The sequence below is a fragment of the Flavobacterium chungangensis genome (assembly GCF_042654045.1).
Lineage (GTDB): Bacteria > Bacteroidota > Bacteroidia > Flavobacteriales > Flavobacteriaceae > Flavobacterium > Flavobacterium chungangensis.
Genome location: NZ_JBHSFY010000001.1, coordinates 383163 through 409614 on the forward strand (window position 1 = coordinate 383163; position 26452 = coordinate 409614).

At 34.1% G+C, this 26452-nt stretch carries 27 protein-coding genes; 10 read left to right on the top strand and 17 right to left on the bottom strand.

Going from position 1 to position 26452, the window contains the following annotated elements:
- Window positions 1–288 precede the first annotated feature (288 nt).
- Both ACFO3N_RS01700 and ACFO3N_RS01705 read right to left on the bottom strand, forming a co-directional pair.
- Window positions 289–969, bottom strand: a complete 681-nt coding sequence (locus tag ACFO3N_RS01700; RefSeq protein WP_379794970.1) for a hypothetical protein — start codon at window positions 967–969, stop codon at window positions 289–291.
- Between the two features lie 119 nt (window positions 970–1088).
- Window positions 1089–1367, bottom strand: a complete 279-nt coding sequence (locus tag ACFO3N_RS01705; RefSeq protein ID WP_379794971.1) for a hypothetical protein — start codon at window positions 1365–1367, stop codon at window positions 1089–1091.
- Between the two features lie 178 nt (window positions 1368–1545).
- Between ACFO3N_RS01705 and ACFO3N_RS01710 the strand changes: the two genes are divergently transcribed.
- From ACFO3N_RS01710 to ACFO3N_RS01720, 3 genes are all read left to right on the top strand, one after another.
- Window positions 1546–1941, top strand: a complete 396-nt coding sequence (locus ACFO3N_RS01710; protein ID WP_379794972.1) for a helix-turn-helix domain-containing protein — start codon at window positions 1546–1548, stop codon at window positions 1939–1941.
- A 64-nt stretch (window positions 1942–2005) separates the two neighbouring features.
- Window positions 2006–2170: a hypothetical protein gene (locus ACFO3N_RS01715; RefSeq protein WP_379794973.1), complete on the top strand. Its 165-nt coding sequence runs from the start codon at window positions 2006–2008 to the stop codon at window positions 2168–2170.
- Window positions 2163–2756, top strand: a complete 594-nt coding sequence (locus tag ACFO3N_RS01720) for a zeta toxin family protein (RefSeq protein ID WP_379794974.1) — start codon at window positions 2163–2165, stop codon at window positions 2754–2756. Before ACFO3N_RS01715 ends, ACFO3N_RS01720 begins: the two co-directional genes overlap by 8 nt.
- Window positions 2757–2824: 68 nt before the next feature.
- On the opposite strand, the gene ACFO3N_RS01725 is transcribed toward ACFO3N_RS01720, so the two are convergent.
- The 14 genes from ACFO3N_RS01725 to ACFO3N_RS01790 all read right to left on the bottom strand — a co-directional run bounded on the left by ACFO3N_RS01725 (window position 2825) and on the right by ACFO3N_RS01790 (window position 18901).
- Window positions 2825–4021: a C1 family peptidase gene (locus ACFO3N_RS01725; RefSeq protein ID WP_379794975.1), complete on the bottom strand. Its 1197-nt coding sequence runs from the start codon at window positions 4019–4021 to the stop codon at window positions 2825–2827.
- Between the two features lie 220 nt (window positions 4022–4241).
- Entirely contained in the window at window positions 4242–5402 is a 1161-nt protein-coding gene (locus ACFO3N_RS01730; RefSeq protein ID WP_379794976.1) for a BamA/TamA family outer membrane protein, read from the bottom strand.
- A 47-nt stretch (window positions 5403–5449) separates the two neighbouring features.
- The gene (locus ACFO3N_RS01735; protein ID WP_379794977.1) at window positions 5450–6418 is read right to left on the bottom strand and encodes a SphA family protein; all 969 of its coding nucleotides are present in this window, start codon (window positions 6416–6418) and stop codon (window positions 5450–5452) included.
- Between the two features lie 71 nt (window positions 6419–6489).
- On the bottom strand, window positions 6490–7665 hold the full coding sequence (locus tag ACFO3N_RS01740; protein ID WP_379794978.1) for a helix-turn-helix domain-containing protein: 1176 nt from the start codon (window positions 7663–7665) through the stop codon (window positions 6490–6492).
- 130 nt (window positions 7666–7795) lie between these two features.
- The gene (locus ACFO3N_RS01745; RefSeq protein ID WP_095930698.1) at window positions 7796–8374 is read right to left on the bottom strand and encodes a DUF4136 domain-containing protein; all 579 of its coding nucleotides are present in this window, start codon (window positions 8372–8374) and stop codon (window positions 7796–7798) included.
- A 289-nt stretch (window positions 8375–8663) separates the two neighbouring features.
- Window positions 8664–10064: a DUF2252 domain-containing protein gene (locus ACFO3N_RS01750; RefSeq protein ID WP_379794979.1), complete on the bottom strand. Its 1401-nt coding sequence runs from the start codon at window positions 10062–10064 to the stop codon at window positions 8664–8666.
- Window positions 10065–10107: 43 nt separating this feature from the next.
- Complete coding sequence (locus tag ACFO3N_RS01755) at window positions 10108–10932, bottom strand: hypothetical protein (protein ID WP_379794980.1); 825 nt, start codon at window positions 10930–10932, stop codon at window positions 10108–10110.
- A 94-nt stretch (window positions 10933–11026) separates the two neighbouring features.
- Window positions 11027–12043, bottom strand: coding sequence for an HAD family hydrolase (locus ACFO3N_RS01760; protein ID WP_379794981.1), 1017 nt, complete (start codon window positions 12041–12043; stop codon window positions 11027–11029).
- A gap of 59 nt (window positions 12044–12102) precedes the next feature.
- On the bottom strand, window positions 12103–13770 hold the full coding sequence (locus tag ACFO3N_RS01765) for an arylsulfatase (protein ID WP_379794982.1): 1668 nt from the start codon (window positions 13768–13770) through the stop codon (window positions 12103–12105).
- A 599-nt stretch (window positions 13771–14369) separates the two neighbouring features.
- On the bottom strand, window positions 14370–15803 hold the full coding sequence (gene pyk, locus ACFO3N_RS01770) for a pyruvate kinase (protein WP_095930693.1): 1434 nt from the start codon (window positions 15801–15803) through the stop codon (window positions 14370–14372).
- A 5-nt stretch (window positions 15804–15808) separates the two neighbouring features.
- The gene (locus ACFO3N_RS01775; protein WP_095930692.1) at window positions 15809–16297 is read right to left on the bottom strand and encodes an IPExxxVDY family protein; all 489 of its coding nucleotides are present in this window, start codon (window positions 16295–16297) and stop codon (window positions 15809–15811) included.
- A 125-nt stretch (window positions 16298–16422) separates the two neighbouring features.
- Complete coding sequence (gene rnc / locus ACFO3N_RS01780) at window positions 16423–17163, bottom strand: ribonuclease III (protein ID WP_095930691.1); 741 nt, start codon at window positions 17161–17163, stop codon at window positions 16423–16425.
- 10 nt (window positions 17164–17173) lie between these two features.
- On the bottom strand, window positions 17174–18427 hold the full coding sequence (gene fabF / locus ACFO3N_RS01785; protein WP_250834532.1) for a beta-ketoacyl-ACP synthase II: 1254 nt from the start codon (window positions 18425–18427) through the stop codon (window positions 17174–17176).
- Window positions 18428–18664: 237 nt separating this feature from the next.
- The gene (locus ACFO3N_RS01790; RefSeq protein ID WP_007137004.1) at window positions 18665–18901 is read right to left on the bottom strand and encodes an acyl carrier protein; all 237 of its coding nucleotides are present in this window, start codon (window positions 18899–18901) and stop codon (window positions 18665–18667) included.
- Window positions 18902–19076: 175 nt separating this feature from the next.
- Between ACFO3N_RS01790 and purN the strand changes: the two genes are divergently transcribed.
- Both purN and rnhA read left to right on the top strand, forming a co-directional pair.
- The gene (gene purN, locus ACFO3N_RS01795) at window positions 19077–19640 is read left to right on the top strand and encodes a phosphoribosylglycinamide formyltransferase (RefSeq protein WP_095930689.1); all 564 of its coding nucleotides are present in this window, start codon (window positions 19077–19079) and stop codon (window positions 19638–19640) included.
- 79 nt (window positions 19641–19719) lie between these two features.
- The gene (rnhA, locus tag ACFO3N_RS01800; protein WP_379794983.1) at window positions 19720–20196 is read left to right on the top strand and encodes a ribonuclease HI; all 477 of its coding nucleotides are present in this window, start codon (window positions 19720–19722) and stop codon (window positions 20194–20196) included.
- Window positions 20197–20249: 53 nt separating this feature from the next.
- Here rnhA and ACFO3N_RS01805 read toward each other — a convergent pair whose 3' ends face one another.
- Complete coding sequence (locus ACFO3N_RS01805) at window positions 20250–20597, bottom strand: DUF6249 domain-containing protein (RefSeq protein WP_095930687.1); 348 nt, start codon at window positions 20595–20597, stop codon at window positions 20250–20252.
- Window positions 20598–20895: 298 nt separating this feature from the next.
- Here ACFO3N_RS01805 and ACFO3N_RS01810 point away from each other — a divergent pair, with 298 nt between their 5' ends.
- The 5 genes from ACFO3N_RS01810 to ACFO3N_RS01830 all read left to right on the top strand — a co-directional run bounded on the left by ACFO3N_RS01810 (window position 20896) and on the right by ACFO3N_RS01830 (window position 25987).
- The gene (locus ACFO3N_RS01810) at window positions 20896–21483 is read left to right on the top strand and encodes an RNA polymerase sigma factor (protein WP_111286420.1); all 588 of its coding nucleotides are present in this window, start codon (window positions 20896–20898) and stop codon (window positions 21481–21483) included.
- The gene (locus ACFO3N_RS01815; protein ID WP_379794984.1) at window positions 21467–21871 is read left to right on the top strand and encodes a hypothetical protein; all 405 of its coding nucleotides are present in this window, start codon (window positions 21467–21469) and stop codon (window positions 21869–21871) included. The genes ACFO3N_RS01810 and ACFO3N_RS01815 overlap by 17 nt, the downstream gene beginning before the upstream one ends.
- A gap of 20 nt (window positions 21872–21891) precedes the next feature.
- On the top strand, window positions 21892–22788 hold the full coding sequence (locus ACFO3N_RS01820) for an alpha/beta hydrolase family protein (protein WP_379794985.1): 897 nt from the start codon (window positions 21892–21894) through the stop codon (window positions 22786–22788).
- Between the two features lie 293 nt (window positions 22789–23081).
- The gene (locus tag ACFO3N_RS01825) at window positions 23082–24005 is read left to right on the top strand and encodes a PfkB family carbohydrate kinase (protein WP_095930683.1); all 924 of its coding nucleotides are present in this window, start codon (window positions 23082–23084) and stop codon (window positions 24003–24005) included.
- 83 nt (window positions 24006–24088) lie between these two features.
- Window positions 24089–25987: an amidophosphoribosyltransferase gene (locus tag ACFO3N_RS01830; RefSeq protein WP_248728938.1), complete on the top strand. Its 1899-nt coding sequence runs from the start codon at window positions 24089–24091 to the stop codon at window positions 25985–25987.
- Window positions 25988–26452: the final 465 nt, after the last annotated feature.

A 26452-nucleotide genomic window follows, 5' to 3' on the forward strand; every position in this document is an offset into this window, starting at 1 on the left:
GAAGGATCGCACTAGAAACTCTACAAAGCATATTCCCAATCTTTGTCGATATACGAGTGTGATCCTTCGTTCCTCAGGATGACAAACTGTAGGTTAAACAAAAAAAAGCTCGCAGAGCTTTATAAACACAAAGCTTTGCGAACTTAATCTTTAGATTTACCTCAAAATAACCTTAGCGAACTTTGCGTAAAATCTTAGCGTCCTTTGCGGTTAAAAAACTCTGCATAAAACCTTAGCGAACTTTGCGTAAAACCCTTGCGCTCTTTGCGGTTTAAAAAAAACAAAACCCTATTTCATACTCAAAGTTTCACTCTTAAACCTTTTCATTAAAGTATTTGCTTTTTCATTTTCATTTATTGCTTTTAAGGACTGAGCATATCTGTAATAATAAATAACATCCAAATCTTTGGCTTCTTCAAATAACTGAGCGTAATAACCAACTGCCACAGTTAGATTTCCTTCAAAATAAAAACGGTCTGCTACTTTTTTAAGCATGTCGATAGATTTATACCCTTTATCAATAACTTTTGTGTACGTGTCAACCATATTAACGGTTACATATTTTGAAGTTGTCGGTGCAGGAGCTGTAATTTCGACTTTAACGGGCTCTACAGAGACAGACGAACTTGCAACAAGGGTTTTAGTCTCTATTGCATTTGGAGCTACCTTAGGCTTTCTTTTTACGTAATTAGGAATTACTGTTCTAGTATTGTTTGGTCCAAGATCGTAAGTATCGACCATGTCCAATTTTGAAACTTGGTAGGTAATAATTCTACCTCCAAAAAGTTTATTTATTCTCTCTTCTACATAATAAGATTGAATGACCAAATCATCATTAGAAAGACTATCCGTCAAAAGTGTCGTTTTTCCTGTTGCTGGAGAAGCGGAGGCATGGTTGGTGCGCTGAGCAAAACAGCCGAGAGAAAATACGAACGCAAGTGTACATAAAATTGCTTCATACTTTTTCATGATTTTTGAATAAAATTAGATGCCCCAATTAAAAAACTCAGCCTAAAGTTACTGATTTTCTTTTAGTTAGCTTTCATCCTAACCATGAATTACTTAGAAAACCGATAAAATACTTCTTTTTAAGAATTTATCATTTGAACACAGGCTTTTTGTATTTCTTCGTCTGAAAATGGTTCCAGCGCTTTTGCCACCATTTTACTGGTTCTAATGCAGCTTAGCATTTTAATTCGTAAGGAACGGCTGTCACCCGATTCTGTTTCTAGAAGATGCTCAAAAATCTCGGTTAAGTATTCTGTATGGTTTTTATATTCTCCGTCAAAACAAAGATCTGATACCAATCTCGCTACCGATTCTATTATTTTGTTTTGATTTGCATTGTTTTCGTTTTCTGTTTTCATGGCGTTTATTTATGGTTTTGGTTAGGGAAAATTATTGTATGAAAAATTGTATTTTTGCTTCAGCTAAATAAACGATAGGATACATTCTAACAAAATAGATCGTGATTTTATCTCACAAGCAAAAAGATTGTATTTTACAATATTCCTAATTTTTAAGGATTTTTAATATCTTTGAAGTATGAGCACAGCAACAAAACCAAAACATATCGGGAGAAACATAAGCCGCATTAGAGAGCTTAGAGGAATGAAACAAGAAGCACTTGCCATTGCGATAGGTGTAAGCCAACAATATGTTTCTACGATTGAAGGAAGCGAAAATGTTGACGATGAAAGACTAAACTCTATTGCTGAAGCTTTAGGAGTTTCAGCTGAAGCAATCAAGAATTATAGCGATGAAGTTGTATTAAACAACATTCAAAATAATCACGAAGGTTCTGTTATTCATAGCGGACCAACTGTAAACCATAATTGTAACTTCAACCCACTTGATAAAGTTGTGGAACTTTATGAGCGTTTGGTTCAGGCTGAAAAGGATAAGGTGGAATATTTGGAAAGGTTGATGAAGGGGAAATGATTTGAAACACAATAAAATCTGCAATATCCTTTCTTTCAATTGTTTTTTGTAAATTTGCATCATTATGAAAGATATTTCTAACACATCCGAAAGAGTACAATTTGCTTTAAAGCAAATGAGTAAAGTTATGCCTTCTGTAAAGAAACAAGTGGCTGTTTATGAAAGAAATATAGCTTTAGGAAAAAATCAAAAAAATCCTCCAATAGCTCCTCAATTTAAGAATGTCTAAACCTATTTTGACAGTCATTGCTGGATGCAATGGCTCTGGAAAATCTACTTTTTCTAAAGTACTTTCTCCTGAAAAGTTTACTCCCTTTGATTACGATTTCTATTTTTTAAAATTTTACAACTCTTTATTCGATTCAGATATAAGAGAAGAGATGGCTCATAGCTTAGCATTTAATGAATTGGAAAATCAAATTAAAATAGCTATTGCCAATAAATCTAGTTTTTGTTATGAAACTAATTTCAATTCAACTCCTCTTCACTGGCCTGATATTTTTAAAAATAATGGATATGATTTACAACTTATTTTTCTATGCCTAAATTCAATTCAAGAGGCTAAGAAAAGAGTTGCTATTCGTGTAGAAAATGGAGGACACTTTGTTCCGGAAAATGAAATTGAAAGACGCTATCAAGAAGGATATGATAATCTCAATAAATTCTTCGATCATTTTGATTATGTTGACATATATGACTCTTCTGCATATAAGGAACAACCTTCTTATGTATTATCCATTGAATCAGGAAAAATTCAATCAATAAATTATGTGCCAGATTATTTAAAAGATTTGATACCTAATATAATTTCATAGAACAAAAAAAAAGCGCCGCAATCTAAAGATTACGGCGCTTTTCTATTTCTGTAAAACTCTCAGGTTAATTAAACCCCTAATTTCTTAGCAATCTCAGCAGGAATTCCTCCTTTGTTTACTAGTAATGCAGTAGTTTTATATTTTACGAAGTTCTTAGTTACAAACAAGAAACCTTTGTAGTCGTTTGTTTCTCCCCAAGAATTTTTTACGATATAGTATTCTTTTCCAGTTTGATCTTTTGCAAGACCAATAATGTGCATTCCGTGGTCGTCTGTTGTAGTGTAGTTATCAAACGCCGCCTGACGCATTTCTGGAGTAATTTCTGGTTCTGCTTTTGGTCCGTTAAACATGTCTGCTTTTTCTTCAGCCGTCATATCGTCGAATTTTTTAGATGCTACATAAGCTACACCGTTTTTCCAGCTAAAGCTTTTCTCGCTAACATCTGTTGCCCAAGCTACAGTGTATCCTTTTTTAAGTGCGTTGTCGATAACGTCTGTCATATCGTTCACTTTTACGTTGTAAACTTGATCCAATGACCAGTTGTCTGGCACCATCATAGTTGTTTTTTGGTAGTACGGAGCATTTGTAAAAGATGACATTTCTACGTAATCATCTGGGTTAATTCCCACTACTTCTTTAGCAAAAGATTGTGGCGTATAGTTTTTTCCTTTGTAAGTAAAGTTTTCTGGCACTTTTCCTAAGTAAGAATCAATAACAGCTGCGTACGCTTTTTGCCAGTTTGGAGTCAATTCTCCGTTCGGGTTTTTCACTACTGCTGCAAGAACACTTTCCATAAGAGCTCCCATTTCAGCAAATTTGTTTTTGTCTGTTCCGTAGTTTAATCCTGTATAAACTTCTCTTGGCACAGTTCCGTATTTTTTATACATATTAATTACATCGTGAAGAGCACCTCCGTCACCAAGCGTAATTGCTCCGTGCATACGAACATAGTTTACCCCTTTTTCTACATACACGTTTCTTGCAGAATAAATTTGAGAAAGCTCAACTGGCTGTTTTCCTAAACGAATCATTTCTGACTCTAAGAATGAGTTTGTTGAGTAACTCCAGCAAGTTCCAGATGATCCTTGAGATTTTACCGATGTTGTACCTAGGTTAATTACTTCTGTAAATTTGAAGTTCTCTTTACTTTTGTCGCTTGCATTTAGTTTAAGTGAATTTACTAAGATGTCTTGCGCAAAACAGCCTGCAGTTCCAGCCAAAAATACTGAAGCAGCAAACACTGATTTGAATGAAAATGTATTCATAATTTATGTTTAAGATTTAACAAAATTAGTCTCCAATGTTTCCAATTTGTTACAAAACAATTAAATATTATACAATTTGTGTAATGTTTAGTTGTTAATGTTTTCTTAACGGCATTAATTATTAAGGCATTTAACACAAAAAGCCTCAATAACGTATCATTGAGGCTTTTTGCGTTTATTAATTTATAAATTAACTTCTTACAAGTTTTTCACTTTAAATCTATCGCATCCAATTGCTTCCAAAAACAATATAGTAGGCCCACTCTTCTGGCCCTCTGGCAACGTCTACTCCCATTCGGAGTTTAAACTTTCTGGCAATAAGATATCTAAAACCGGTTCCGTAACTGTAAATAACGGGTTTGGCAAAAGCCTGATCCCAATCGTTAAAGGCGCTGGCAAGACCTCCGTAACCCATTAAGCTCCATCGTCTGTAAAGATCCCATCTAAATTCTAACTCGCTCACAATACTGGTGTTTCCCATGTATCTCGCCGCTGGAATTCCGCGCATATTAATTCCTGGTTTTAAATAAAAAGGCGGACTCCCCAACGCCTGCTCCCCTTCAATCCTGAGTCCGCCAATTAGTGTTTTGGCCAAAGGATAATATCCAATTGCCGATAAATTGATGCGCCACGCCTGATAATCGCTTCCCAGCGCTTTATCTGACCAGAAAAAATCGGTTTGGATTCTTATTCCTTTATCTGGCGTAAATATGTTGTCACGTCCGTCAAACTGAAGCGCGGCTCCAAGCTGACTTATGGTGCTTTTAATATCTTTTGGATCTACAAATGGCGGCGGAAGATTAAAGTCGGGCAGATTTATTTTTGAGTTTAAAAACAAATACTGAGGCCCTACACTCCATTTGGCATTGTTAAACTGTTTGAGCCATTGCGTATAAAAAATAGTCGATTTAAAGTTCAATTTAAATTCCTCATCTTTCTGATTGGGCAAGTTATTGGCATAAAAAGATAAATTCATGTCGCCATAAGCCGCAAAAGCCCGGTACAGAATTTTAGGTTTTACCAATGTTGCCGAGCGAAAAGCGCCCACCATCCAGCTTTTGTTGGCGGTATACATTCCGACTCCTCCTGTAATATCTGGATTTATAAATCGTTTTTTTCCGTCTGCTTCAATAACAGGAGCGCGTTTTTTTAGAAAAATTGGTGCAACTGCAGCCCCAAATCCTCCAACGGCGGGTTCTGTAATTATGGTTGGCACGACTATGAATCCGTTGGCATAAATAAGAAAATCGCTTAAATCGAAAGCTCCGTCTAGCGAATCTTTCATAACGGTATGATGCTTTTGAGCATTTAAGAAATTCAACGATACAATCATGCAAAGCAAAAACAGAACGCTTTTTTTTGTTGTTTTTTTGTTTTCCATAGACTATTTATCGTTTTAGATTTAAATTCAAAAAAAATCTCCAGCAATTATTTTTTCTTAAAACTGAATACGTGTGCCAACGTAATAAAGAAAGTATTTCCTTGAAATCTATTTATTGCACTTACCTCTCCAATCCATCTAAAACCTGCCGAGGTCATACAGCCAAGATGCAAGTAATTCACCTCAGCGCCTAGTCCGCCAACTCGATCTTTGTCGGGTTCAACAACCAAAATGCTTCCTACTGGAATTTTATCGTCTGACACTTTATATTGCAGATAATAAATCAATCCTGCATTGAATATACCTTTTGGTGCCGTTTTTTCGGCATTCATACAATAAAATGTTTTTCCCAAACCTCCTTCAATGCTTAAAATATCTCCGGTTTTAATGTCGGTGTCTTTCTTTTTTCCATTAATCTCATAGGAGGCTAAAGCTGAAAAATGAAATGTCTTTTTATCATTAAAGAATAAAGTTGTCCCTGCCGAAAACTCATTCATAAACATTCCTAAACCGCTATTATCGCTAGCTCCAAGTTCATATTTTCCTGTTGGCATATACAATTGATAGCTGAATACAAAATCGGCTCTTTTATTGTGCCAACCTAACTGAACGGGCTGTATGTACATATCTGTAAAAGCAAAACTGCTTTTAGAATCGATGTAACTTCCTTGAATAGTATTAGACGCTCCAGCCAACAGAATTGTAGCACCGTAATTGGCTCCTAGAATTTTAAAATCAGTTACATAATTGGCTCCAGCACCTGTTATAAACATGGTAAGGTCTGGATTGCCCATTTTATCTCCCTCAGCATTTCTTAAAGAAGATGCGCTATAAATATAGCCAGGAATGTACACGCTCAACGTTTTCTCTGGAGCCTGAGTTCCAGATTGAAGCCCCATTGCACCCAAAATATGCCCACCTTTTAATTGAGCATTCCCACAAAAAGAAATCAATAAAAGCATTGCTGCATATATTGATCGGAATGTTTGTATTGAAAAAATTTTTTTTGCCTTCATGCTGAAATGTTTTAAAATAAATTAAGACTTTACAACCGCTGTCAACAACGCTATTTTGGAAGGGGATAATTTTATTTAAAATAATACGCTCCTTTATGATCCGGATTTATTCGTATGGTTTTAAAATATTCTGAAGGAGATTTTCCAGTATGTTTTATAAAAGCTCTAAAACAAGTTGTTCGGGATTTAAAACCAGACCCCCAAGCCATCCCTTCTAAGGATAAGTCTTTCCACTCGGGATCGTTTATTTTATCTTTAAAATATTCAATTCTTTTTAGATTAACATAATCCTGAAAATGAAGACCAAATTCGGAATTAATCAAATTGGATAAATGATGTACCGATATTCCTGTTTCATCAGACAAATCTCTTATTACGAAATCTTTCTTTAAGAATAGATTTTTGGTGTTTAAAACATGGTCAAGTTTTAAAAGATACTCTTCTTTTTTTTCTGATGTTAACTCGTTTGCGATTGGAAGTATATTCTTGGTTTCTTTAGTTTTTACGACAATCGTATTATCTACAACAAAATCGAATGTTTCTTCTTCGTCATGAAAGATTTGAGGTTTGAAATAAAGCCAACCGACCGTGAAAAACAATACAGAAGAAAGGAGAATATAACACGAAAGATCTGTTGCCTCTACTTTTTGCAATAAAAAATGATGCACAAAAAGTGCCGAAAATAAAAACAAAATCATGAGATTATATACTCTAATCCAGTTAATTACTTTATTATGATGAAATTGGTTTCCTGTAAATTTTTTCAGATCATAATTTAAAATCAACATGGTTTGAAAAAAGACATAGAAAAGCCAAATCGTCAGTGTTAAAACAGAAAATGGATTTTTAATTAATCCCGCAATATAATGGACCACTTTTAAATTAGTGTAACTTCCGACATAAACAACGAGCGTTAAAAAGAAATAAATAGCAAATGGCACAAAATGCAGCCAGTCGTATTTTCTGAAACTTTTATTTAATGATAAAATGTTTCTAACGTACAAAAATGAGCAAGGAGCGGTTAAAAATATAAACGCTTTTGTGATGGTAAATAGATCTGGGAAATTTTTAAATAAATTGGCCGACAAATAAAAATTGTAGATACTTACCAACGCAAGACTCAATAAGAACATTCCCAAAAAGAAACTCTTTGAATAGTTTTTTTTGGAAAATAAAACCATAATTGCAGTAGCCAGGCCAGCAATTGTGGCTATAAAAAAGAAAAGGGAAAGTAAAATATCGATCATTTTTTTAAGCTTAAATTAGTAACAATTATTTTTCTTAAAATCTTAAAAATAGAATACGATGGGGGGGCGTATGTAGAAGTATAAAACATTGTACTTGCCAGACTTTGGCAAGTACAATATTGGGCTGTAGTTATTTTTTAACTGCTCCCGGAGGAAAACCAGTTAATATTTTTTTGATTGCATCGTTGATGAATTGTTCTGGATTGTCTGGTTTACTGTCAATTTCGGCATTTCCGATTCCTTGCCAAACCAGCTTGTCTGTTTTTGAAGATACGATGTCTATAATTAATGATCCATCAACATAATCGTAAGAGTTAAATGTTGTGGTACCGCCACCCATCATAGCACCGCCACCCCAATATCCGTATGGACGATACATTCCGCCATAGCCATAAAAATTACTATCGGCTGTTACTTGAGTTTTATTTTTTAAGATAGAAACGGCATTCACTTTTAAATCAGGATTGCTGGATTCTGTAAATCCTTTTGCTAGCATTTCATTTCGGATTGCTTTTGCAACACGATCAACATTTAACTGATTTACTTGACCTTGCTGCGCTTTTAAGTCATAAACCGCAAAAGTTTTGTATTCGCTGAAGTTAGCAGAATGATCATAATCAGTTGTAACTTTTACAGTTGGAGAGCAACTGTAAAACAAACCCAAAAATAAGACTGGGAGTATACGAAGACTTGTTCTTTTAATATTCATGTTGTGGTATTTATTAAATTAATAATTAAATCAGTTTAACTCGAATGTATTAAAATCGTAAAAATCTTGAACGGAGGGTAAAAATGTATTAATAATTGTAAGTACGACACAAACACCTACTAAACAATTACTTAGATCAAACTCAAAGATAAATCATTTTATTTAATTAACAGTATTAAATAAATAAAATCTTACTTTCTATTTTCTAGACTTATTTTGTTCAAAATTTAAAGATTTTTTTAAGCTTAATTTACCTTGTACAGCTACATCATTATCTATATGATGCTTATTAAATTTCTGCAGCTATAGGCAACTTTCCGTGTTTTATCGCTTCCAGCATTTTGTTATAATCCGATTCGTTTTGATCGGCGTACAAAACTGAAAACTCCGAAATGGCATTAGCAAATTCGTTGTTATCTCCAATATAGCCAGAAATCAGCGAAGGATCTCCCGAACGTGCGTGAGCCCTTGCAAGCGCCCATCCGCAGGCTTTGGCATATTCTGCCATGTTTTTGGGTTTCATCACCTCTAAAACCGGTTTTACTTTAGCATCTCTAAGCTGGCGTATGTAGAAGAACTTGTTTTTGCTATCGTCTGTCCAGCCCAGAAACATATCAGATGCCGATTGCATTAGTTTTTGTCCCATCACAATTCGTTCGCCCTGATGGCTGTATTTTCCTTTTGTTTTTACATTGCCTTCCAATACGCTTTTTCGGGCTTCTTTAAACTGTAAAAAAATAGGTTCTCCTGTTGCCGACATCAGCAGACTAATGCCACACAATGTTCCAACACTGCCAACACCAACAACTTTTATGACTATATCATGAAGCTTATATCTGCTTAGCAAAACTTGTTTTTCTTCTGAAAGGGATTCTAAATATCTATTGTGTATAATTTCTCCTTCTTTGGCCACTTGTTTTTCAAGATCTCCGGTTGGATGAAATATCAAAGGCGGATCATCTTTTATGCGTGCTCTGGCTCCATCAAAATAGGTCATTTTGGCAAACTCCTTTTCGTGAGCTGTATATTCTGATGCTTTTTTAATTCTCTTCTGGTCAAATTCTTTAAAGTCTTTGTCTCGGCCTAATTCAATCAATTCTGCGAGATCAATATCTGCATACCAAATTTGAAGCGCTGAGAGTTTACTATAATCCAACATGTGCCTTTTGTAACTGTCGGCCACATTAAACGCAAATTCTTTACAATTTTTATGGGAAAATTTTCGCCATCTCCCTGCGATAACAAAACTGGTTACAAGTCTTTTCACATCCCATTCCCAAGGTCCTGGATAAGTTTCATCAAAATCATTAATATCAAAAACCAATTTACGTTCTGGAGTTGCAAATCCGCCAAAATTCATCAAATGGCAATCCCCGCAAAGCTGCAGATTTATTCCAGATATTGGAGTATGAGCCAAGTCGGCAGCCATGATAGCAGCCGCACCTCTGTAAAATGAAAAAGGAGATTCCATCATTCTTCTGTACCGAATAGGCAAAAGACTTTCAACCCTTCCCACACTGGTCTGAATTAAAATATCTACTGGATCTTTTCTGTTTTTAAAAGAATTCCATTCTCCATGCTTCGCTAAAGGGATTTTCTTTCTAATCGAAGCTCCTTTATCATAACGTTCTGCCTTTGATGCTATCGGATTAAATGCGGTTTCGGCTGTATGTTTTGAATCTTCTTCCATAATTCCGATAAATAAAATTAAAAAGACCTTTAAACTTCTTTTATTATTGTGGAAATATAAAGGCTACGACTGCTCTTAACCCCCAATCTGATCTTATGCTTGAATGCCCAACAACCGGAATTAAAGGCATAACCGCAAATTGCATGGTCTGACCTCCTAATTTTGTAATGGCGCCAACGTTTGGGCTAACGGTAATAAGAGTTGTTTTTCCTTCCCAATTTTGGGTTATTTCTGAAGTGATTCCTAAACTTGCACCGCTTTTATAACTATGTGTTAGAAATAATTGCGTGTAAAACTGATTAAAATCTGCTCTGTCGGCATTTCCTGCAACAGACCAAATTTGATTGGCTAGAAAACCTATAGAAAGTCCTTTTCCTTGATGCATGACCAAAACGCTGGGTCCAATTCCAAATTTTTCTGTTCCTAGAAGTTTCTCTGTAGCCGTTGGCACCAAAAAAGCAGGACCAACTCCCAAGATAATTCCCTTTGTTTTAGGAGCAAAAAATGCTGTGACTGTTGCATCGCTCAAACCAAACTCATGCGTGTTTTCTCCCGTAACATCCTGCTGATCTACAACTGGAAGAATATAACGCGTAATTAAATTTAAATTTTCACTCAACTTAAAAGGAACAACTGGCTGTATATTGATCTGATATTTTGATCCATTATAAGCACCAATCCCATAAGTGAGATTATTTTGCAGCGGAACACTAATTAAACTTGCCACAGGATTGGCCATTTTATCGGCAAGTTCCTGTGCGCTATTTCCCGACTTTGGCTCTTCTTGTGCAAAAACCGTAAATGACAGTGCAAAAAGACTTATACAGAAAAATAATTTAAGGCTGATAAAATGCTTATTTTGTTTCATGAATATATTTTTAAAAGTTTTATCAATTTCAAAATCAAAATGAAGCACTTTCAACCAGCAAAGCACTTCATTTTAGATTTTAACTAAATTCAAATTATTTATCTGCGAAAACCTGTTTCCAATCGTCTTTCATGCTTATTACATGATATTTATATTTTGTTGCCGTATTTAATGAAAGATTATCTTTTTCCTGATAATTGTATTCTCTAATGGAGTCATTATGGTTTACAATTAATTGAAAAGATGGATATTTACTTCCAGAAGAATATCTCAACATGGCAAGGTCTCCAGCTCCGCCTTCATTTCCGCAGGCAAAAACAGGTCTTTGACCAATGTGCAGCTGTATGCCAACAGGTTTTCCTTCTTTGTCATTAAAATGATCTAAAGCTGGCTCTCTTAAAACTGCATTTTTGGCATCATCAAATTTGTATTTGAAAGACGTTCCCACAACTTGATCTTTTGGAATTCCGTAAAAATCCTGAGATATTGCTCTAACAACTTCAACCGTTCCGCCAGTAACAATAAAAGTTTTGAAACCATTTGCACGCAAATAATTCAAAAGTTCCAATTGAGGCTGGTATCTAATTTGTTTTACTGGAACATTTTTACCAGGATATTGCGCTGTTTTAAAAAAATCATTAACTGATGCTTCAAATTCATCTTCTGTCATTCCGGTATGAGTTGCTGCAACCAATTCTATAAGTGCTTTATCGCCTCCTTTTTCAAAAAACGTTTTGTCTTTTTCTACAACGGCTTTAAATGGCTGTTTTTGAGCTAAAGCAGGATTGGCTTCAACCATTTTTTTTACTTTATAAAAAGCAAAAAGTTCTTGTACGTATGGTTTTTCAGCCCATAGAGTTCCGTCGTTATCAAAGGTTGCAATTCTGCTTTCTACCGGAATAAAATCTGGACTTCCTTCTTTGGTTACTTTTTCAACATAAGCGATAATATCTTTTTTTAAAGCTCCGTCATTCCAGCTCGGCAGCGGATCGCCGCTGGTTGCGGTAGTTTCTGTTTGTTTATTTTCTATTGGAGAAGTTAAGGTGTCAGACTTTTTACAGGACAAGAAAAACAACACCACCAGAGATAATATGTATATACTTTTTTTCATGATGTTTTTATGTTAGAAAAAGAGATTCAGATTTGAACCTGAATCTCTTTTTAGATTATTTATTTTTTCTTTTTTGAAGCTGCCTCTTCTTCTTTTAACTTAGGTAAAACATTTTTCTCTACATATTTTTGTGCTTTGATGTCTTTCATTGCTTCTTCCATAATAGTATAAGCAGAGAAACTTGGCGGAATTGATCTTGGAGGATATTCTTTAAATGTCTCTGCAAATGCAACCACATCTTGAATTGCACCGTACATTAACTGTACATGATTTAGCTGCCATTCCCAAAATGAATTAGAAGTTATATCTGCTCTCTCAAAAGGATCTTGATACAAATTGAAAATCTTTTGTAAACGTAGTTTTGTAAACGGTTCTGCCCAAACCCCCATTGTACCTTCTAGTCGCTGTTCTGCAAAAACATATTTATAATCCCCTTCTCTTAAACCAACTAAAAGTCCATCATCATCTGTATAAAAGAATTTTTCTCTGAAACTTTTTTCTGTCTTCCCTTCTAAAAATTTACTTTGATCATAACCATCTAAATGCACCTTATAGGTTTTTCCATTTGCTGAATATCCTTTTAAAAGTTTATTCACAATATCTGGCTCGCCTGCGATTGAAGCGAATGTAGGAATCCAGTCATTATGGCTCATCAATTCTGTAGTTACAGTGCCTGGTTTGATATGCCCTGGCCAGCGTACAATACATGGTACACGGAAAGCCCCATCCCAGTTCGTGTTTTTTTCTGAACGGAAAGGTGTCATCGCACCATCAGGCCAAGTATTCATGTGAGGTCCATTATCTGTAGAATAAACTACAATAGTATTATCAGCAATTCCTAACTCGTCTAGTGCTTTTAAGATACTTCCGATAGTTTCATCATGCTCAATCATACCGTCGATATATTCACTATCTCCGTGAGTATATCTGCCTCTATGCTCAGCTCTTACGTGTGTACGAAGGTGCATACGAGTTGCGTTAAACCAACAGAAAAATGGCTTTCCCGAAGCGCTTTGTCTCTTGATAAAATCAATTGCTGCGGCAGAGGTTTCATCATCTATAGTTTCCATTCTTTTTTTGGTAAGGGCTCCAGTATCTTCAATTTTTTGTTTTCCAACTCTTCCAAAACGAGGATCTGTAGTAGCGTCATCAGCATTTGTTGCAGTACATTTTAAGACTCCACGTGGTCCAAATTTTTTCAAATATTCTGGATCTTTTGGATAATCTGGCAATTCTGGTTCTTCTTCAGCATTTAAGTGATACAAGTTTCCAAAGAATTCATCAAAACCATTAACGGTTGGCAAACTCTCATTTCGGTCTCCAACGTGGTTTTTACCGAATTGACCAGTCACATATCCTAAACTTTTCATGATTCCTCCAACAGAAGGATCTAACTGACTCATTCCCATTGGTGCCCCTGGAAAACCTACTTTTGTAAGCCCAGTTCTTAAACCGTGCTGTCCTGTTAAGAATGCTGCACGCCCAGCTGTACAACTCTGTTCTCCATAATAATGTAAAAAACGTAATCCTTCATTGGCTAAGCGATCGATGTTGGGAGTAGTATATCCCATAAGTCCGTCACTGTAGGCACTTATATTAGTAGTTCCAATATCATCGCCCCAAAGCACCAGAATATTAGGCTTTTTTTGCGCCGTCATAGAAACTCCCACAAAAAATAATATCAATGTGGTATAAAAAAATCTGCATTCTAATTTGATTTGCTTCATGATAAAAAAATTCGTTAATGATTCTTGCTATTTATGAGTATGAAAATCTAAAAAATGTATGCGGGAATGATGACCTTAAAAAACACTTCTAATTTAAGGTTGCATCTTCTCGATGTTTCAAATTCATTTTTATTTTAAAATCTGAAACAAAATATTTTTAACTTTTTCTTAAGTATCTCAAATTTAACTAGTAAAAGAACGAACTATTGAATTTATTCGGCATGAACTTGTTTCATTTTATAAAATGAAACAAGAAAATTGGAGAATTTGCACCAAAATGTTTCACTTTCTAAAATGAAACACATCAAAACATCAGAAAATTAAGAAGTTATGTTTTAATTTAAAAAAAGGAGAAAAAAGAGGGAAAGAATGAATGGAGTTTGTTTTTTGAGAAGCTTCTTTTTAAAAATGGCGTAATGAAACAAAAATCTTCTCTTTTAGGTAAAATTTTAACAAATTGTCAGAAATTCGATTTTAGAAATATCCTCTAAAAGACAAAATAGCTAAATCAGGAAAGCAAATGAAGTTTTGCAAAAACAGGCTAAAACAAAAAAAAGCCGCTTACAGAAGCGACTTTTTTTAAATTATTAAAGAATAAATTATTCGATTTCAGAAACTCTCATCGTATTAACCATTCCTTTATCTTTAATTGGCATTGCAGCAAGGTTAATCAAATAATCTCCTTTTTGTGCATAACCTTTTTCGATTGCAATTTGATTTACATCTGTTACAGTATCATCTGTACTTTCTTCATTATCATAGTAGAAAGATTTAACTCCCCATAATAAATTCAATTGTGTTAAGATTCTTCTGTTTGAAGTAAATACTAAAATGTGAGCCGTTGATGGTCTCCAAGCTGAAATTTGGAACGCTGTATAACCGCTATTTGTTAGCGTACAAATTGCTTTAGCTTCAATTTCGTTAGCTAATAACGCTGCTTGGTGGCAAACTGTTTTAGTAACAAAACGTTTAGTTTTAATTTGTGGTGTATTTTGAGGCACTTGAATAAGCGGAGAGTTTTCTACAGCCTCGCAAATTTGCGCCATTCTTTGAATTACTTGTACTGGATAGTTTCCTGTTGCAGTTTCTCCAGACAACATTACAGCATCTGCACCATCCATTACAGAGTTTGCAACGTCATTTACTTCTGCTCTTGTTGGAGTTAAGCTTGTAATCATTGTTTCCATCATTTGTGTAGCAACGATAACAGGAATTCTAGCTGTTTTAGCTCTTCTGATTAAATCTTTTTGTACCAATGGAACTTCGTGAGCAGGAAGCTCAACACCAAGATCTCCACGAGCCACCATTAAACCATCGCAATACGCTACAATTTTATCCATGTTCTCAAGAGCTTCTGGCATTTCAATTTTAGCAATAATTGGAATTTTAACTTCTGAATGTTTTGCAATTAATTCTTGCAAATCTTGTAAATCGCGTGGAGTTTTTACGAATGAAAGTGCGATCCAGTCTACTTTTTGTTCGATTGCAAAAATAGCATCTGCAATATCTTTTTCTGTTAAAGCTGGTAAAGAAATTTTTGTGTTTGGAAGATTAACTCCTTTTTTAGATTTTAATTCTCCACCTTGAATAACTTTAGCAACAACCTCTGTTTTTTTATCTGTAGAAACAATTTCGAAAATAAGTTTACCATCGTCAAGCAAAATACGCTCTCCAACATTTACATCATTTGGGAAATTTTGATATTTCATAAATGCTTTTTTTGCATTTCCGATAATATCTTCTGCAGTTGTAAAAGTGATTTCATCACCATCATTTACCACAGTTCCTTCTTCCATTACACCAACTCTAAGTTTTGGTCCTTGCAAATCTCCTAAGATTGCAGTTGTGTAACCAAACTCTTCGTTTAATCCTCTAATAATGTCGATTTTTTCTTTTACTCCTTCGTAATCTGCATGCGAAAAATTGATTCTAAACACATTAACACCTGCATCGATCATATCTTTAATGATCTCTCTTGTACTACAAGCGGGGCCAAGTGTAGCAACAATTTTGGTTTTCTTGTTTGTTAGCATTTTTTTTAAAAAATTAGATTGTTTTTTGATTTTATTTTGTCTGTATCAACGGCATAAATAGCCGCAATACTTTCTATTGTGTTTAATTTTTGTTGAATTTCTGAAAAATTAAGCGCCTCTTCGCTATTATCAATTTTCAGGAAAAAATCGACTTTTTTAAATTCAGGAAGTAAATGAATTGTTGTAGAAACCTCACTTGTTTCATTAGAAAACAAATTCTGAAAATCATTTGTACTCACAGAAATGATTTCATTTTTATTCTGAATTAAATTCCAGGAAACAGCTTTTTCTTCATCATAATAATAGAATCTTGAAAAATTTGCTTCACCTTCCTTAGTTTGAGCATGAATCTCGTTTTTGCTCTTACTTAAGTTGATCGGAAGGATTTTATTGATAAAATAGGCTAATCTATAATCTTCTAATGAAGTATGAATTGCCATTAAATAATAATCAATTTCGTCAAATTCGTCTAAATCCAATTTATGAATAGCCATGTCTTGAAAAATCAAGTTGTAAATATACTATTTCTAAACGGAGCATCAACAGTTATGACATGCTTGTTTTGTTAAATTATAAACGAAAACGTTGTAGCCTTGTGATAGTTACAACATTTTTGCAGCTATTTCTTGTCAATTTTCTCTTGAAATGCAAAATAAGCTCTTTGCGATGCTTTTTCTTCTGCTTTCTTTTTTGATGTTGCGCGCGCTCTTGCGACAACTTTATCATCAATGCTCAATTTGACACCAAATAAACGCTGGCCGTCTATACCATTGTCTTCAAAAATGTCATAATGAAAAACTCTTTTTTCCTTCTGACACCATTCAATAACAAGGCTTTTATAACTTATAACTTTTCCTTCTAGTCGAGCAATATCGACATAAGGAGTAACTACCCTTTTCTGGATGAATTTCTCGCAAAAAGAATAGCCTTTATCTAAGTAAATTGCTCCAATCAAAGACTCAAAAATATTACCATGAATGTTTTCTCCAAAGTGCTGAATGGGCACTTTACTTTCTACAAACTGTACTAAATTTAAATCTTTTCCTAATTCGTTCAAATGTTCTCGGCTCACGATTTTCGAACGCATTTTGGTTAAATAACCTTCATCGCCATTTGGAGCTTTATTAAATAAATGTGCAGCAATAACGGCACTTAACATCGCGTCTCCTAAAAATTCTAAGCGTTCATAATTTATAGGATGCCCATTTTGATCTAATTTATTAGAAGAGCGATGCGTGAAAGCTCTTCGATAAAAATCAACATTTGTAGGCGGAAAACCAAGAATTTTCTGAATAGTGTCAAAAAAAATCCCGTCTTCTAGAGAACGGGATTTAGAAAATATTTTTTTGATAATATTCATATACAGAAAATTAATCAGCTAGTTTTTTAAACAATACGCAAGCATTGTGTCCACCAAAACCAAATGTATTACTCATAGCAACATTTACTTCTCTTTTTTGAGGTTTGTTTAGAGTAAGGTTTAAAGATGGGTCAATGTTTTCGTCAACAACTGTATGGTTAATCGTTGGAGGAACAATACCATGTTGCATTGCCAAGATAGAAGCAATTGCTTCAATAGCTCCGGCAGCACCAAGCAAGTGTCCTGTCATAGATTTTGTAGAGTTGATGTTGATGTTTTTAGCATGCTCACCAAAAACTTTACTAATTGCTTTTAACTCTGCAACGTCTCCTAATGGAGTAGAAGTTCCGTGAGTATTGATATGATCCACTTGATCAGGAGTCATACCAGCATCTCTCAATGTGTTTTCCATTACTGCGATAACTCCAATTCCTTCTGGATGTGGTGCAGTTAAGTGGTAAGCATCAGATGACATACCTCCACCGCCAATTTCGCAGTAGATTTTTGCACCTCTTGCTTTAGCATGCTCATAATCTTCAAGAACTAAAGCTCCTGCTCCTTCTCCTAAAACGAAACCATCTCTTGTTGCGTCAAAAGGTCTTGAAGCCGTTTCTGGGCTTTCGTTTCTTGTAGATAAAGCGTGCATTGAGCTAAATCCTCCCATACCAGCAATTGTAACTGCAGCTTCAGAACCACCAGAAACAATAACGTCGCACATTCCTAAACGAATGTAGTTGAAAGCATCGATTAATGCATTTGCAGAAGATGCACAAGCAGAAACCGTTGTATAATTTGGTCCCATATACCCGTTACGCATAGAAATATGCGCAGGAGCAATATCGGCAATCATTTTAGGTATAAAGAAAGGATTGAACTTTGGAGTTCCATCGCCTTTTGCATAATACAATACTTCATCCTGAAAAGTTTCTAAACCTCCAATTCCTGCTCCCCAGATAACACCAACTCTTTGTTTGTTTACGTTATCATTTGTGATTCCAGCATCTTTAATAGCTTCATCACTGGCAGCAATTGCATATTGTGCAAACTTATCTAATCTACGAGATTCCTTGCGATCCATGTAATCTTCAATATTGAAGTTTTTTACTTCGCAGGCAAATTTCGTTTTGTGTTTCTCGGTATCATAATATGTGATCGGAGCGGCTCCGCTAACTCCATTCACAAGTGCATTCCAATATTCCTGGATATTATTCCCAATAGGAGTAAGTGCACCTAATCCTGTTACAACAACTCGCCTTAATGCCATAAATATGTATTTTGTGTCTTAAACAAATAAAACCCATTGCATTCTTAATCGTATTGCTACTTAAGAGCCATGGGTATTTATATAAATATATCTTGTTTGATTGAAAATCAATCGAAATTTAAAAATTTAAAAAATAATAACACCCGACTCTTAAAAATTTCAAATTTCAAAAATCAAATTCCAATTGGAATTTGGAATTTCAAAAATTGGGATTTTTAGAAATCGGGTGTGGTATTATTATTTTTTTGCTTCTTCGATATAAGAAATAGCTTGACCAACAGTAGCAATGTTTTCTGCTTGATCGTCTGGAATTTGAATATCAAATTCTTTTTCGAATTCCATAATAAGCTCAACAGTGTCTAATGAGTCAGCTCCTAAATCATTAGTGAAGCTTGCTTCTGTTACAACTTCGTTTTCGTCAACACCTAATTTGTCTACGATAATCGCTTTTACTCTTGATGCAATGTCTGACATAATCTTTAATTTTAGAATTTAATTTGTTGGCAAAAATAAAAAACTTTATTTTAAAACAACTATTTAGTTTATAAATGTGACACTAATTTATAAAATTAATTTCAAGAAAGGTCTTTTAAAGCTATTTATTTTCGTTTTTTATTCCGTTTTTTGCAGTCTCAAAACACACAACTCTATGAAAAAAATTATCGTTTTCGCCTCAGGATCAGGAACTAATGCAGAGAACATTATAAAATATTTTTCGAACACCGAAATTGCAAGGGTCGTTTCGGTCTTTACCAATAATGCTTCGGCAAAAGTGATTGAAAGAGCAAAAAATCATCAAATTCCAGTCGAAATCTTCTCAAAAAACGAACTTTTAGAAAGAAACGTACTACAAAAAGTACAAGAAATCGACCCAGATTTAATAATCTTGGCTGGCTTCTTACTAAAGTTCCCAGAAAACATAATCGAACAATATCCAAACAAAATAATTAATATTCATCCTGCACTTTTACCTAATTACGGAGGTAAAGGAATGTACGGAATGCACATTCATAGAGCAATTGTAAATAATAAGGAGAAAGAAACAGGAATCTCGATTCATTACGTTAATGAAAACTATGATGAAGGTGCCATTATCTTTCAAGCAAATGTTGCCTTAACTGATGAAGACACACCTGAAACAGTTGCAGAAAAGATTCATGAACTGGAGCAAAAACATTTTCCAGAGATTATTCATAGAATATTGGAAAAATAAATCAATTCAAAAATCAATTACAATTACAAAAATCAATTTTAGATCAATCTGAAATCTAAAATCTGAAATCTAAAATTAAATGAATCACGAAGTACATATATATACTGATGGCGCAGCAAAAGGAAATCCTGGTAATGGAGGTTACGGCGTGGTAATGGAATTGGTTGGCACTCCTCATAAAAAAGAATTTTATGAAGGTTTTCGTCTTACTACCAATAATAGAATGGAACTTCTAGCCGTAATTGTAGGCTTAGAGAAACTCAAAAAACCAAACATGAAAGTCCTTGTAGTTTCCGATTCTAAATACGTTGTAGATTCTGTCGAAAAAAAATGGGTTTTTGGCTGGGAGAAAAAAGGATACAAGGATAAAAAAAATCCCGATCTATGGAAACGTTTTCTAATTGTCTACCGCAAACATCAAGTCGACTTTAAATGGATTAAAGGCCACAACAATCATCCGCAAAATGAGCGTTGCGATCAATTGGCTGTTATGGCATCCATTCAACCAAAACTTTCGGTTGATGTTTATTACGAAACCATCGGATCAAAAGAATAAAAAAAAACGCATCAAATAATTGATGCGTTTTTTGTACTAACTTTATTTCTTATTTATTCTTTATCTAAATCTTTTGCTGTTTTAAATCCAGTCAAAAGTCCGATTCCCGCCATGATAAAAATGATTGAAGGATAAACCGCTCCGTCATTTAAAGAGGTATAAGTTGTAATTAACAGCGCAAGAAAAATTCCGACACCGCTACCTATTAATAAGAATGCTAGATTTACCACAAAGATTTTCCAAGCCGGAACTCCATTTCCTTTTCCCTGAATAAAAATACTGGCATCTACTCCTTTTTCTATAAGAGCCAGACGCTCTCTGTTTCTTGTTGAATAAATAAGATAAACAATTCCGAAGATCATTAAGAAAAAGCTAATTGGAATTAAAATTTTGTCGTCCATGATATTTTACGTTTTTAATTGATTGATATATCCCATATGACGAGGGTTTTTAAAATCAGGTTACAATTTTTTGGTAAAAAATTTTAATTTTTAAATTCCAACCCCAAAACTAACTGATAATCAGTTAGTTTTGACTTGAATTTATTCGTCGCTACAACTTTGTCAAAGTTTAAAACTTTGACAAAGTTGAACTCTATACTTTATTATATATAAAGATTGGAATTTGGAATTTAAAAAGTTTGAAATTTATTTTCAATTTTCTTGTAACCTAAACAAACAACCTATCGTCATATATAATATGAGCACAATACATGATCAACATTATATCGATAAAATTCTGCAAGGCGAGACCAATGCGTTTGCCGTTCTTGTGGATCGTTATAAGGATATGATCTTTACGTTGGCTCTTAAAATGGTTAAAAACCGGGAAGAAGCAGAAGAAGTTGCACAAGACACTTTTATAAAGATTTATAATTCGCTGACAAAATTTAAAGGAGAATCTAAATTTTCGACTTGGATTTATAAAATTGCTTACAATACTTGTCTAGATCGTTTAAAGAAAAACAAAAAAGAAGATTTAAATATTTCTATTGATGATTTTTCGTCTCATTTAATCAAAACAATGGACAATGCTTTGAGTGCCTTGGAAGAAAAAGAACGAAAGCAAACCATTCAAAAATGTCTAAATTTATTACCCAGTGACGAAAACTTCCTTTTAACCTTATTTTATTTTGATGATCAGAATTTAGAAGAAATCGGAAAAATAATGAACATTTCGGCCAATAATGCGAAAGTAAAATTATTTAGGAGCCGACAGAAATTAGCTGTAATTTTGAGACAGCAGTTAGAACCAGAAATAATAGAATGCTATGAGAGAGAGCGATAAAAATATAGAACAACTTATTGATAAAATGATGGCTGAAGACAAACTGCAGTCACCATCAATAGATTTCACTTCAAAAATTATGGCAAGTGTTCAAATTTTAGAAGAGAAAAAATTGAAAACATACAAGCCTTTAATTTCTAAACCAATCTGGATTTCTATCGGCTTGGCGGTAGCGGCATTAGTAATTTATGTATCTCTATTCTCAGTTTCAGAAACTGATTTCAAAATTGACGAAGTTGGGAAATTATATTCTGATAGAATGTCAACAGCCTTTTCTGGAATTCATTTCTCTAAAAACATTTTGTATGCCATTTTAATTGTTCCCATTATGATTTTAATTCAGGTTGGAATTTTGAAAAATTATTTTGATAAGAAGTATCAATTATAGATTTAAAAATGAAAAATAAAATGGCAATATTTAAACACTCTTTAAGAGCAAAAAAAACATATACCTATTCTCTTTTAATATTGTTGTTTTCTATCACTAATTATGCATCTGCAATTTCAACAAGCTTTACTACTAAGGAAACAAAATTTGTTAGTGAAGGAATTTCACTCGCTGGAACTGTTTTTATACCTAACAACATTGAGGCTGCCGTTGTTATTGTTCATGGATCTGGGCAAGAAAAAAGAATGATAGACTTTGCTACAATTCTAGCCAACAACGGAATTGCCGTTTTAACGTATGATAAACGTGGAGTCGGAGAATCAGGTGGTGTATATGCCGGACCTGAAGTAGGAACTAACAATGTTGATTTCTTCAATCTAAATCTTTTGTCTTTAGATGCGAGTGCTGCTGTAAACACTTTATCCAAATCTCTATCCAATAATAAAATACTAGTCGGTTTAATTGGAGGCAGTCAAGCTGGATGGATAATTCCACTGGCTGCAGAGAAAAATAAGAACGTTAAATTTATGACCATATTTAGCGGAGCTCTTATAACAGTTAAAGAACAATTGAGATTCCAATTTTATACAAATGGCAATAATTTATTTTGGGATACACATTCAGAAGAAGTAGCAAGAAAACATGTATTTAATGACCCTGATAAATACGAATTTGTCGACACAGATCCCAAAAGCATTCTTGCTAAAGTATCAATTCCGGGATTTTGGATTTTTGGAGGCAAGGATATTCAAGTTCCTGCGAATCTATCAATCGAATATCTTGATGCATTAAAATCTAAAGGGAAACCTTATGAATATAAATTGTTTCCAAACTTAGGTCACAACACCGCATTTTCAGACTCTGAAGAACCTATGAAAGATGCAATCAATTGGATGAAAAATAGAAAAACAAATTAAGAAATCATGCGCAAGAATTTTTCGTGTTTCAATCGAAAAAGAAAATCTTCTTCATTTAGAAAATTAAGATAGAAGAATCAGTTGTAAATTATTCGCAATTATTTTCAAAAAACTTGCAATTTAAATCTAAAAAACATATTTTAATCTCCTTAAAAAATCAATTTTAACCAATTCATTTACAATAGTTTTACTCCGAAATCGTTGTCATTTTTTTAAGAAAATTTTGAGAACCTAAACCATTGCAAGATTGTAACTTATGAAGTATCTTTGCACCCTAATTCGAAATTCATAAAATGAATAAACTATTGATTGTTGGAACAGTTGCTTTCGACGCGATTGAAACTCCTTTCGGAAAAACAGATAAAATATTAGGTGGTGCTGCAACGTATATTGGTTTATCAGCTTCATTTTTTAACTTGCAATCGGCCATTGTTTCTGTAGTTGGCGACGATTTCCCTCAAGAACATTTAGATCTTTTAACTTCAAAAAATATTGATATCTCTGGTATCGAAATTGTAAAAGGAGGAAAGACTTTTTTCTGGAGCGGTTTATACCACAACGATTTAAATTCTAGAGACACTCTTGTAACAGAGTTGAACGTTTTAGCTGATTTTCAGCCAAAAGTTCCTCAAAACTACAAAGATGCTGATGTTGTGATGTTAGGAAACTTACATCCATTAGTTCAAAGCAGTGTTTTAGATCAAATGGAGAAAAAACCAAAATTAGTTGTTTTAGATACAATGAACTTTTGGATGGATTGCGCTCTTCCAGAATTATTAGACGTTATTAAACGTGTAGATGTTATTACAATCAATGATGAAGAAGCTAGACAGCTTTCTGGCGAATATTCATTAGTAAAAGCAGCTTCTAAAATCCAAGACATGGGACCAAAATATGTGGTGATCAAAAAAGGAGAGCACGGAGCACTTTTATTCCACAACAGAGAAGTATTCTTTGCACCAGCTTTACCATTAGAAGATGTTTTTGATCCAACAGGAGCTGGAGACACTTTTGCTGGTGGTTTCTCTGGATTTATTGCACAGAGCGAAAACATTTCGTTTAACAACATGAAGAATGCAATTATTTATGGTTCAAATTTAGCTTCGTTCTGCGTTGAGAAATTTGGAACTGAAAGGATGGAAACATTAAGCAAAGCCGAAGTAGCGATTCGATTACAACAATTTAAGTCGTTAACTCAGTTTGACATAGAAATATAATGCCTAAGAGCCTCGATAAAACGGGGCTTTTTTTATTACGTTAATACACACAACTTACAACAACACACAAATAACAAAAAACAATGAGCGACGCTTTAAAACACGAATGTGGTATAGCCTTAGTTAGACTACTAAAACCGCTTGAATATTATAAAGAAAAATACGGAACTGCTTTCTACGGAATCCAGAAGATGTATTTAATGATGGAAAAACAGCACAACCGCGGACAAGACGGAGCTGGTTTTGCTAGCATTAAATTTGATGTTGAACCTGGACAGCGCTACATTAGCAGAGTCCGTTCAAATCATTCGCAACCTATCCAAGATGTTTTCAAACAAATCAATGAGCGCGTTAGCGAAGAACTAAAAGCGCATCCAGAACTTGGAGACGACATGAAAGAGCTAAAAGCAAATATCCCTTACGTTGGAGAATTGTTTTTAGGCCACGTTCGTTATGGAACTTTTGGAAAAAACAGCATCGAGAGTGTTCATCCATTTTTGCGTCAAAGCAACTGGATGCACCGTAACTTGATTTTGGCAGGAAACTTCAACATGACCAATGTTAAAGAGCTTTTCGAAAATCTTGTTGAATTAGGACAACATCCAAAAGAAATGGCTGATACTGTTACGGTAATGGAAAAAATTGGTCACTTCTTAGATAAGGAAGTAATGCAATTATACCAAGACTGTAAAGCGGAAGGATATTCTAAAAGAGAAGCTTCTCCAGTAATTGCAGAACGTTTGGATATTGCCAAAATATTAGGTCGTTCGGCTAAAAACTTAGACGGAGGTTATGCTATGGCAGGTTTATTAGGTCATGGTGATGCTTTCGTATTTAGAGATCCAGCAGGAATTCGTCCAGCTTACTTTTATCAAGATGATGAAGTTGTGGTTGTAGCTTCTGAAAGACCTGTTATTCAAACTGTATTCAACGTTCCTTTTGAAAGTGTTCAAGAAATCGATCCTGGCCACGCTTTAATCATCAAGAAAAACGGAAATGTTTCTATGAATCAAATCTTGGAACCAACAATCAAAAAAGCTTGTTCGTTCGAAAGAATTTATTTCTCAAGAGGAAGCGACGCCGAAATTTACCAAGAACGTAAAGATTTAGGAAAATTAATTTTACCTGCTGTTCTTAAAGCAATTGATAGCGATACAGATAATACCGTTTTCTCTTATATTCCAAATACAGCCGAAACTTCTTTTTATGGTTTAGTTGAAGCTGCTCAGGATTTCTTAAATCAGAGAAAAAACAATTATATTCTTGAAAATAGAAATACATTAACGACAGAAACCCTTCAGGAACTTTTAGCTGTAAAGATTCGTACAGAGAAAGTTGCCATTAAAGACGCTAAACTTAGAACTTTTATTACCGAAGATAGTAGCCGTGACGATTTAGTAGCTCACGTTTATGATGTTACTTATGGTGTAATTAAACCAGAAGATAATTTGGTAATTATCGACGACAGTATTGTTCGTGGTACTACATTGAAAATGAGTATCATTAAAATGATGGATCGTTTAAAACCTAAACGTATCGTAATCGTTTCATCTGCACCACAAATTCGTTATCCAGATTGTTACGGAATTGATATGGCAAAACTAGAAGGCCTAGTTGCTTTTAGAGCAGCTCTTGCTTTATTAAAAGAAAGAAACCTTTACCATATTGTAGATGAAGTATATGCAAAATGTAAAGCTCAAGAAAATTTCCTTGATAAAGATGTTGTAAACTACGTAACAGCAATTTACGACCAGTTTACAGACGAGGAGATTTCAGATAAAATTGCAGAAATGTTAAGCTCTCCAGAAATTAATGCCGAAGTAAAAATCATCTTCCAAACCGTAGACGATTTACACAAAGCATGTCCTAAAAATTTAGGAGACTGGTACTTTACAGGAGACTACCCAACTCCTGGTGGAAATCGAGTTGTAAATCGTGCCTTCATGAATTTTTACGAAGGAAAAGATGCTCGAGCTTATTAATAAAATACTAACAAAAGGTTAAATTGTGCATTTCATCGGTTTTTTTTGCCGTTCATCCTATTTCTTTGGTGAAATTGAAAAGCTATGATACTTTTGAGATACCATAACATTAGTAGGTTAAGTTTATGGTAGATTTGGGGCAAAAAGGGTGGAAGAAATTCCACCTTTTTTATTGGAATTAACTCAAACAATTTATAAACAGCCGATTATATCTCTTAATCGGATTTACTTACCTTTCATCTAAATTTTTTTCATCACAAAAATAACTACCATACATTTACTATACCATAACATTAGTAGGTTAGTTTATGGTAAATTTGGGGCAAAAAAGGCAGAGTAACATCTGCCTTTTTTATTTTAATATGTAATACACTGAAAAACAATTACTTAAGTGGACTTTATCGGATATAATTGCGTTTCATCTAAAAAATTTTCTTTATAAAAATGTCCGCCATACATTTACTG

What these genes read in the sequence shown, in the direction of transcription:
- ACFO3N_RS01765 (WP_379794982.1), bottom strand. Translation starts at nt 13,770, where the DNA reads ATGAAGCAAATCAAATTAGAATGCAGATTTTTTTATACCACATTGATA.
- ACFO3N_RS01715 (WP_379794973.1), top strand. Translation starts at nt 2,006, where the DNA reads ATGAAAGATATTTCTAACACATCCGAAAGAGTACAATTTGCTTTAAAG.
- ACFO3N_RS01810 (WP_111286420.1), top strand. Translation starts at nt 20,896, where the DNA reads ATGAGCACAATACATGATCAACATTATATCGATAAAATTCTGCAAGGC.
- rnhA (WP_379794983.1), top strand. Translation starts at nt 19,720, where the DNA reads ATGAATCACGAAGTACATATATATACTGATGGCGCAGCAAAAGGAAAT.
- ACFO3N_RS01705 (WP_379794971.1), bottom strand. Translation starts at nt 1,367, where the DNA reads ATGAAAACAGAAAACGAAAACAATGCAAATCAAAACAAAATAATAGAA.
- ACFO3N_RS01815 (WP_379794984.1), top strand. Translation starts at nt 21,467, where the DNA reads ATGAGAGAGAGCGATAAAAATATAGAACAACTTATTGATAAAATGATG.
- rnc (WP_095930691.1), bottom strand. Translation starts at nt 17,163, where the DNA reads ATGAATATTATCAAAAAAATATTTTCTAAATCCCGTTCTCTAGAAGAC.
- purN (WP_095930689.1), top strand. Translation starts at nt 19,077, where the DNA reads ATGAAAAAAATTATCGTTTTCGCCTCAGGATCAGGAACTAATGCAGAG.
- ACFO3N_RS01740 (WP_379794978.1), bottom strand. Translation starts at nt 7,665, where the DNA reads ATGATCGATATTTTACTTTCCCTTTTCTTTTTTATAGCCACAATTGCT.
- ACFO3N_RS01790 (WP_007137004.1), bottom strand. Translation starts at nt 18,901, where the DNA reads ATGTCAGACATTGCATCAAGAGTAAAAGCGATTATCGTAGACAAATTA.
- ACFO3N_RS01760 (WP_379794981.1), bottom strand. Translation starts at nt 12,043, where the DNA reads ATGAAAAAAAGTATATACATATTATCTCTGGTGGTGTTGTTTTTCTTG.
- pyk (WP_095930693.1), bottom strand. Translation starts at nt 15,803, where the DNA reads ATGCTAACAAACAAGAAAACCAAAATTGTTGCTACACTTGGCCCCGCT.
- ACFO3N_RS01825 (WP_095930683.1), top strand. Translation starts at nt 23,082, where the DNA reads ATGAATAAACTATTGATTGTTGGAACAGTTGCTTTCGACGCGATTGAA.
- ACFO3N_RS01820 (WP_379794985.1), top strand. Translation starts at nt 21,892, where the DNA reads ATGGCAATATTTAAACACTCTTTAAGAGCAAAAAAAACATATACCTAT.
- ACFO3N_RS01725 (WP_379794975.1), bottom strand. Translation starts at nt 4,021, where the DNA reads ATGAATACATTTTCATTCAAATCAGTGTTTGCTGCTTCAGTATTTTTG.
- ACFO3N_RS01710 (WP_379794972.1), top strand. Translation starts at nt 1,546, where the DNA reads ATGAGCACAGCAACAAAACCAAAACATATCGGGAGAAACATAAGCCGC.
- ACFO3N_RS01730 (WP_379794976.1), bottom strand. Translation starts at nt 5,402, where the DNA reads ATGGAAAACAAAAAAACAACAAAAAAAAGCGTTCTGTTTTTGCTTTGC.
- ACFO3N_RS01735 (WP_379794977.1), bottom strand. Translation starts at nt 6,418, where the DNA reads ATGAAGGCAAAAAAAATTTTTTCAATACAAACATTCCGATCAATATAT.
- ACFO3N_RS01720 (WP_379794974.1), top strand. Translation starts at nt 2,163, where the DNA reads ATGTCTAAACCTATTTTGACAGTCATTGCTGGATGCAATGGCTCTGGA.
- fabF (WP_250834532.1), bottom strand. Translation starts at nt 18,427, where the DNA reads ATGGCATTAAGGCGAGTTGTTGTAACAGGATTAGGTGCACTTACTCCT.
- ACFO3N_RS01745 (WP_095930698.1), bottom strand. Translation starts at nt 8,374, where the DNA reads ATGAATATTAAAAGAACAAGTCTTCGTATACTCCCAGTCTTATTTTTG.
- ACFO3N_RS01830 (WP_248728938.1), top strand. Translation starts at nt 24,089, where the DNA reads ATGAGCGACGCTTTAAAACACGAATGTGGTATAGCCTTAGTTAGACTA.
- ACFO3N_RS01750 (WP_379794979.1), bottom strand. Translation starts at nt 10,064, where the DNA reads ATGGAAGAAGATTCAAAACATACAGCCGAAACCGCATTTAATCCGATA.
- ACFO3N_RS01775 (WP_095930692.1), bottom strand. Translation starts at nt 16,297, where the DNA reads ATGGCTATTCATAAATTGGATTTAGACGAATTTGACGAAATTGATTAT.
- ACFO3N_RS01755 (WP_379794980.1), bottom strand. Translation starts at nt 10,932, where the DNA reads ATGAAACAAAATAAGCATTTTATCAGCCTTAAATTATTTTTCTGTATA.
- ACFO3N_RS01805 (WP_095930687.1), bottom strand. Translation starts at nt 20,597, where the DNA reads ATGGACGACAAAATTTTAATTCCAATTAGCTTTTTCTTAATGATCTTC.
- ACFO3N_RS01700 (WP_379794970.1), bottom strand. Translation starts at nt 969, where the DNA reads ATGAAAAAGTATGAAGCAATTTTATGTACACTTGCGTTCGTATTTTCT.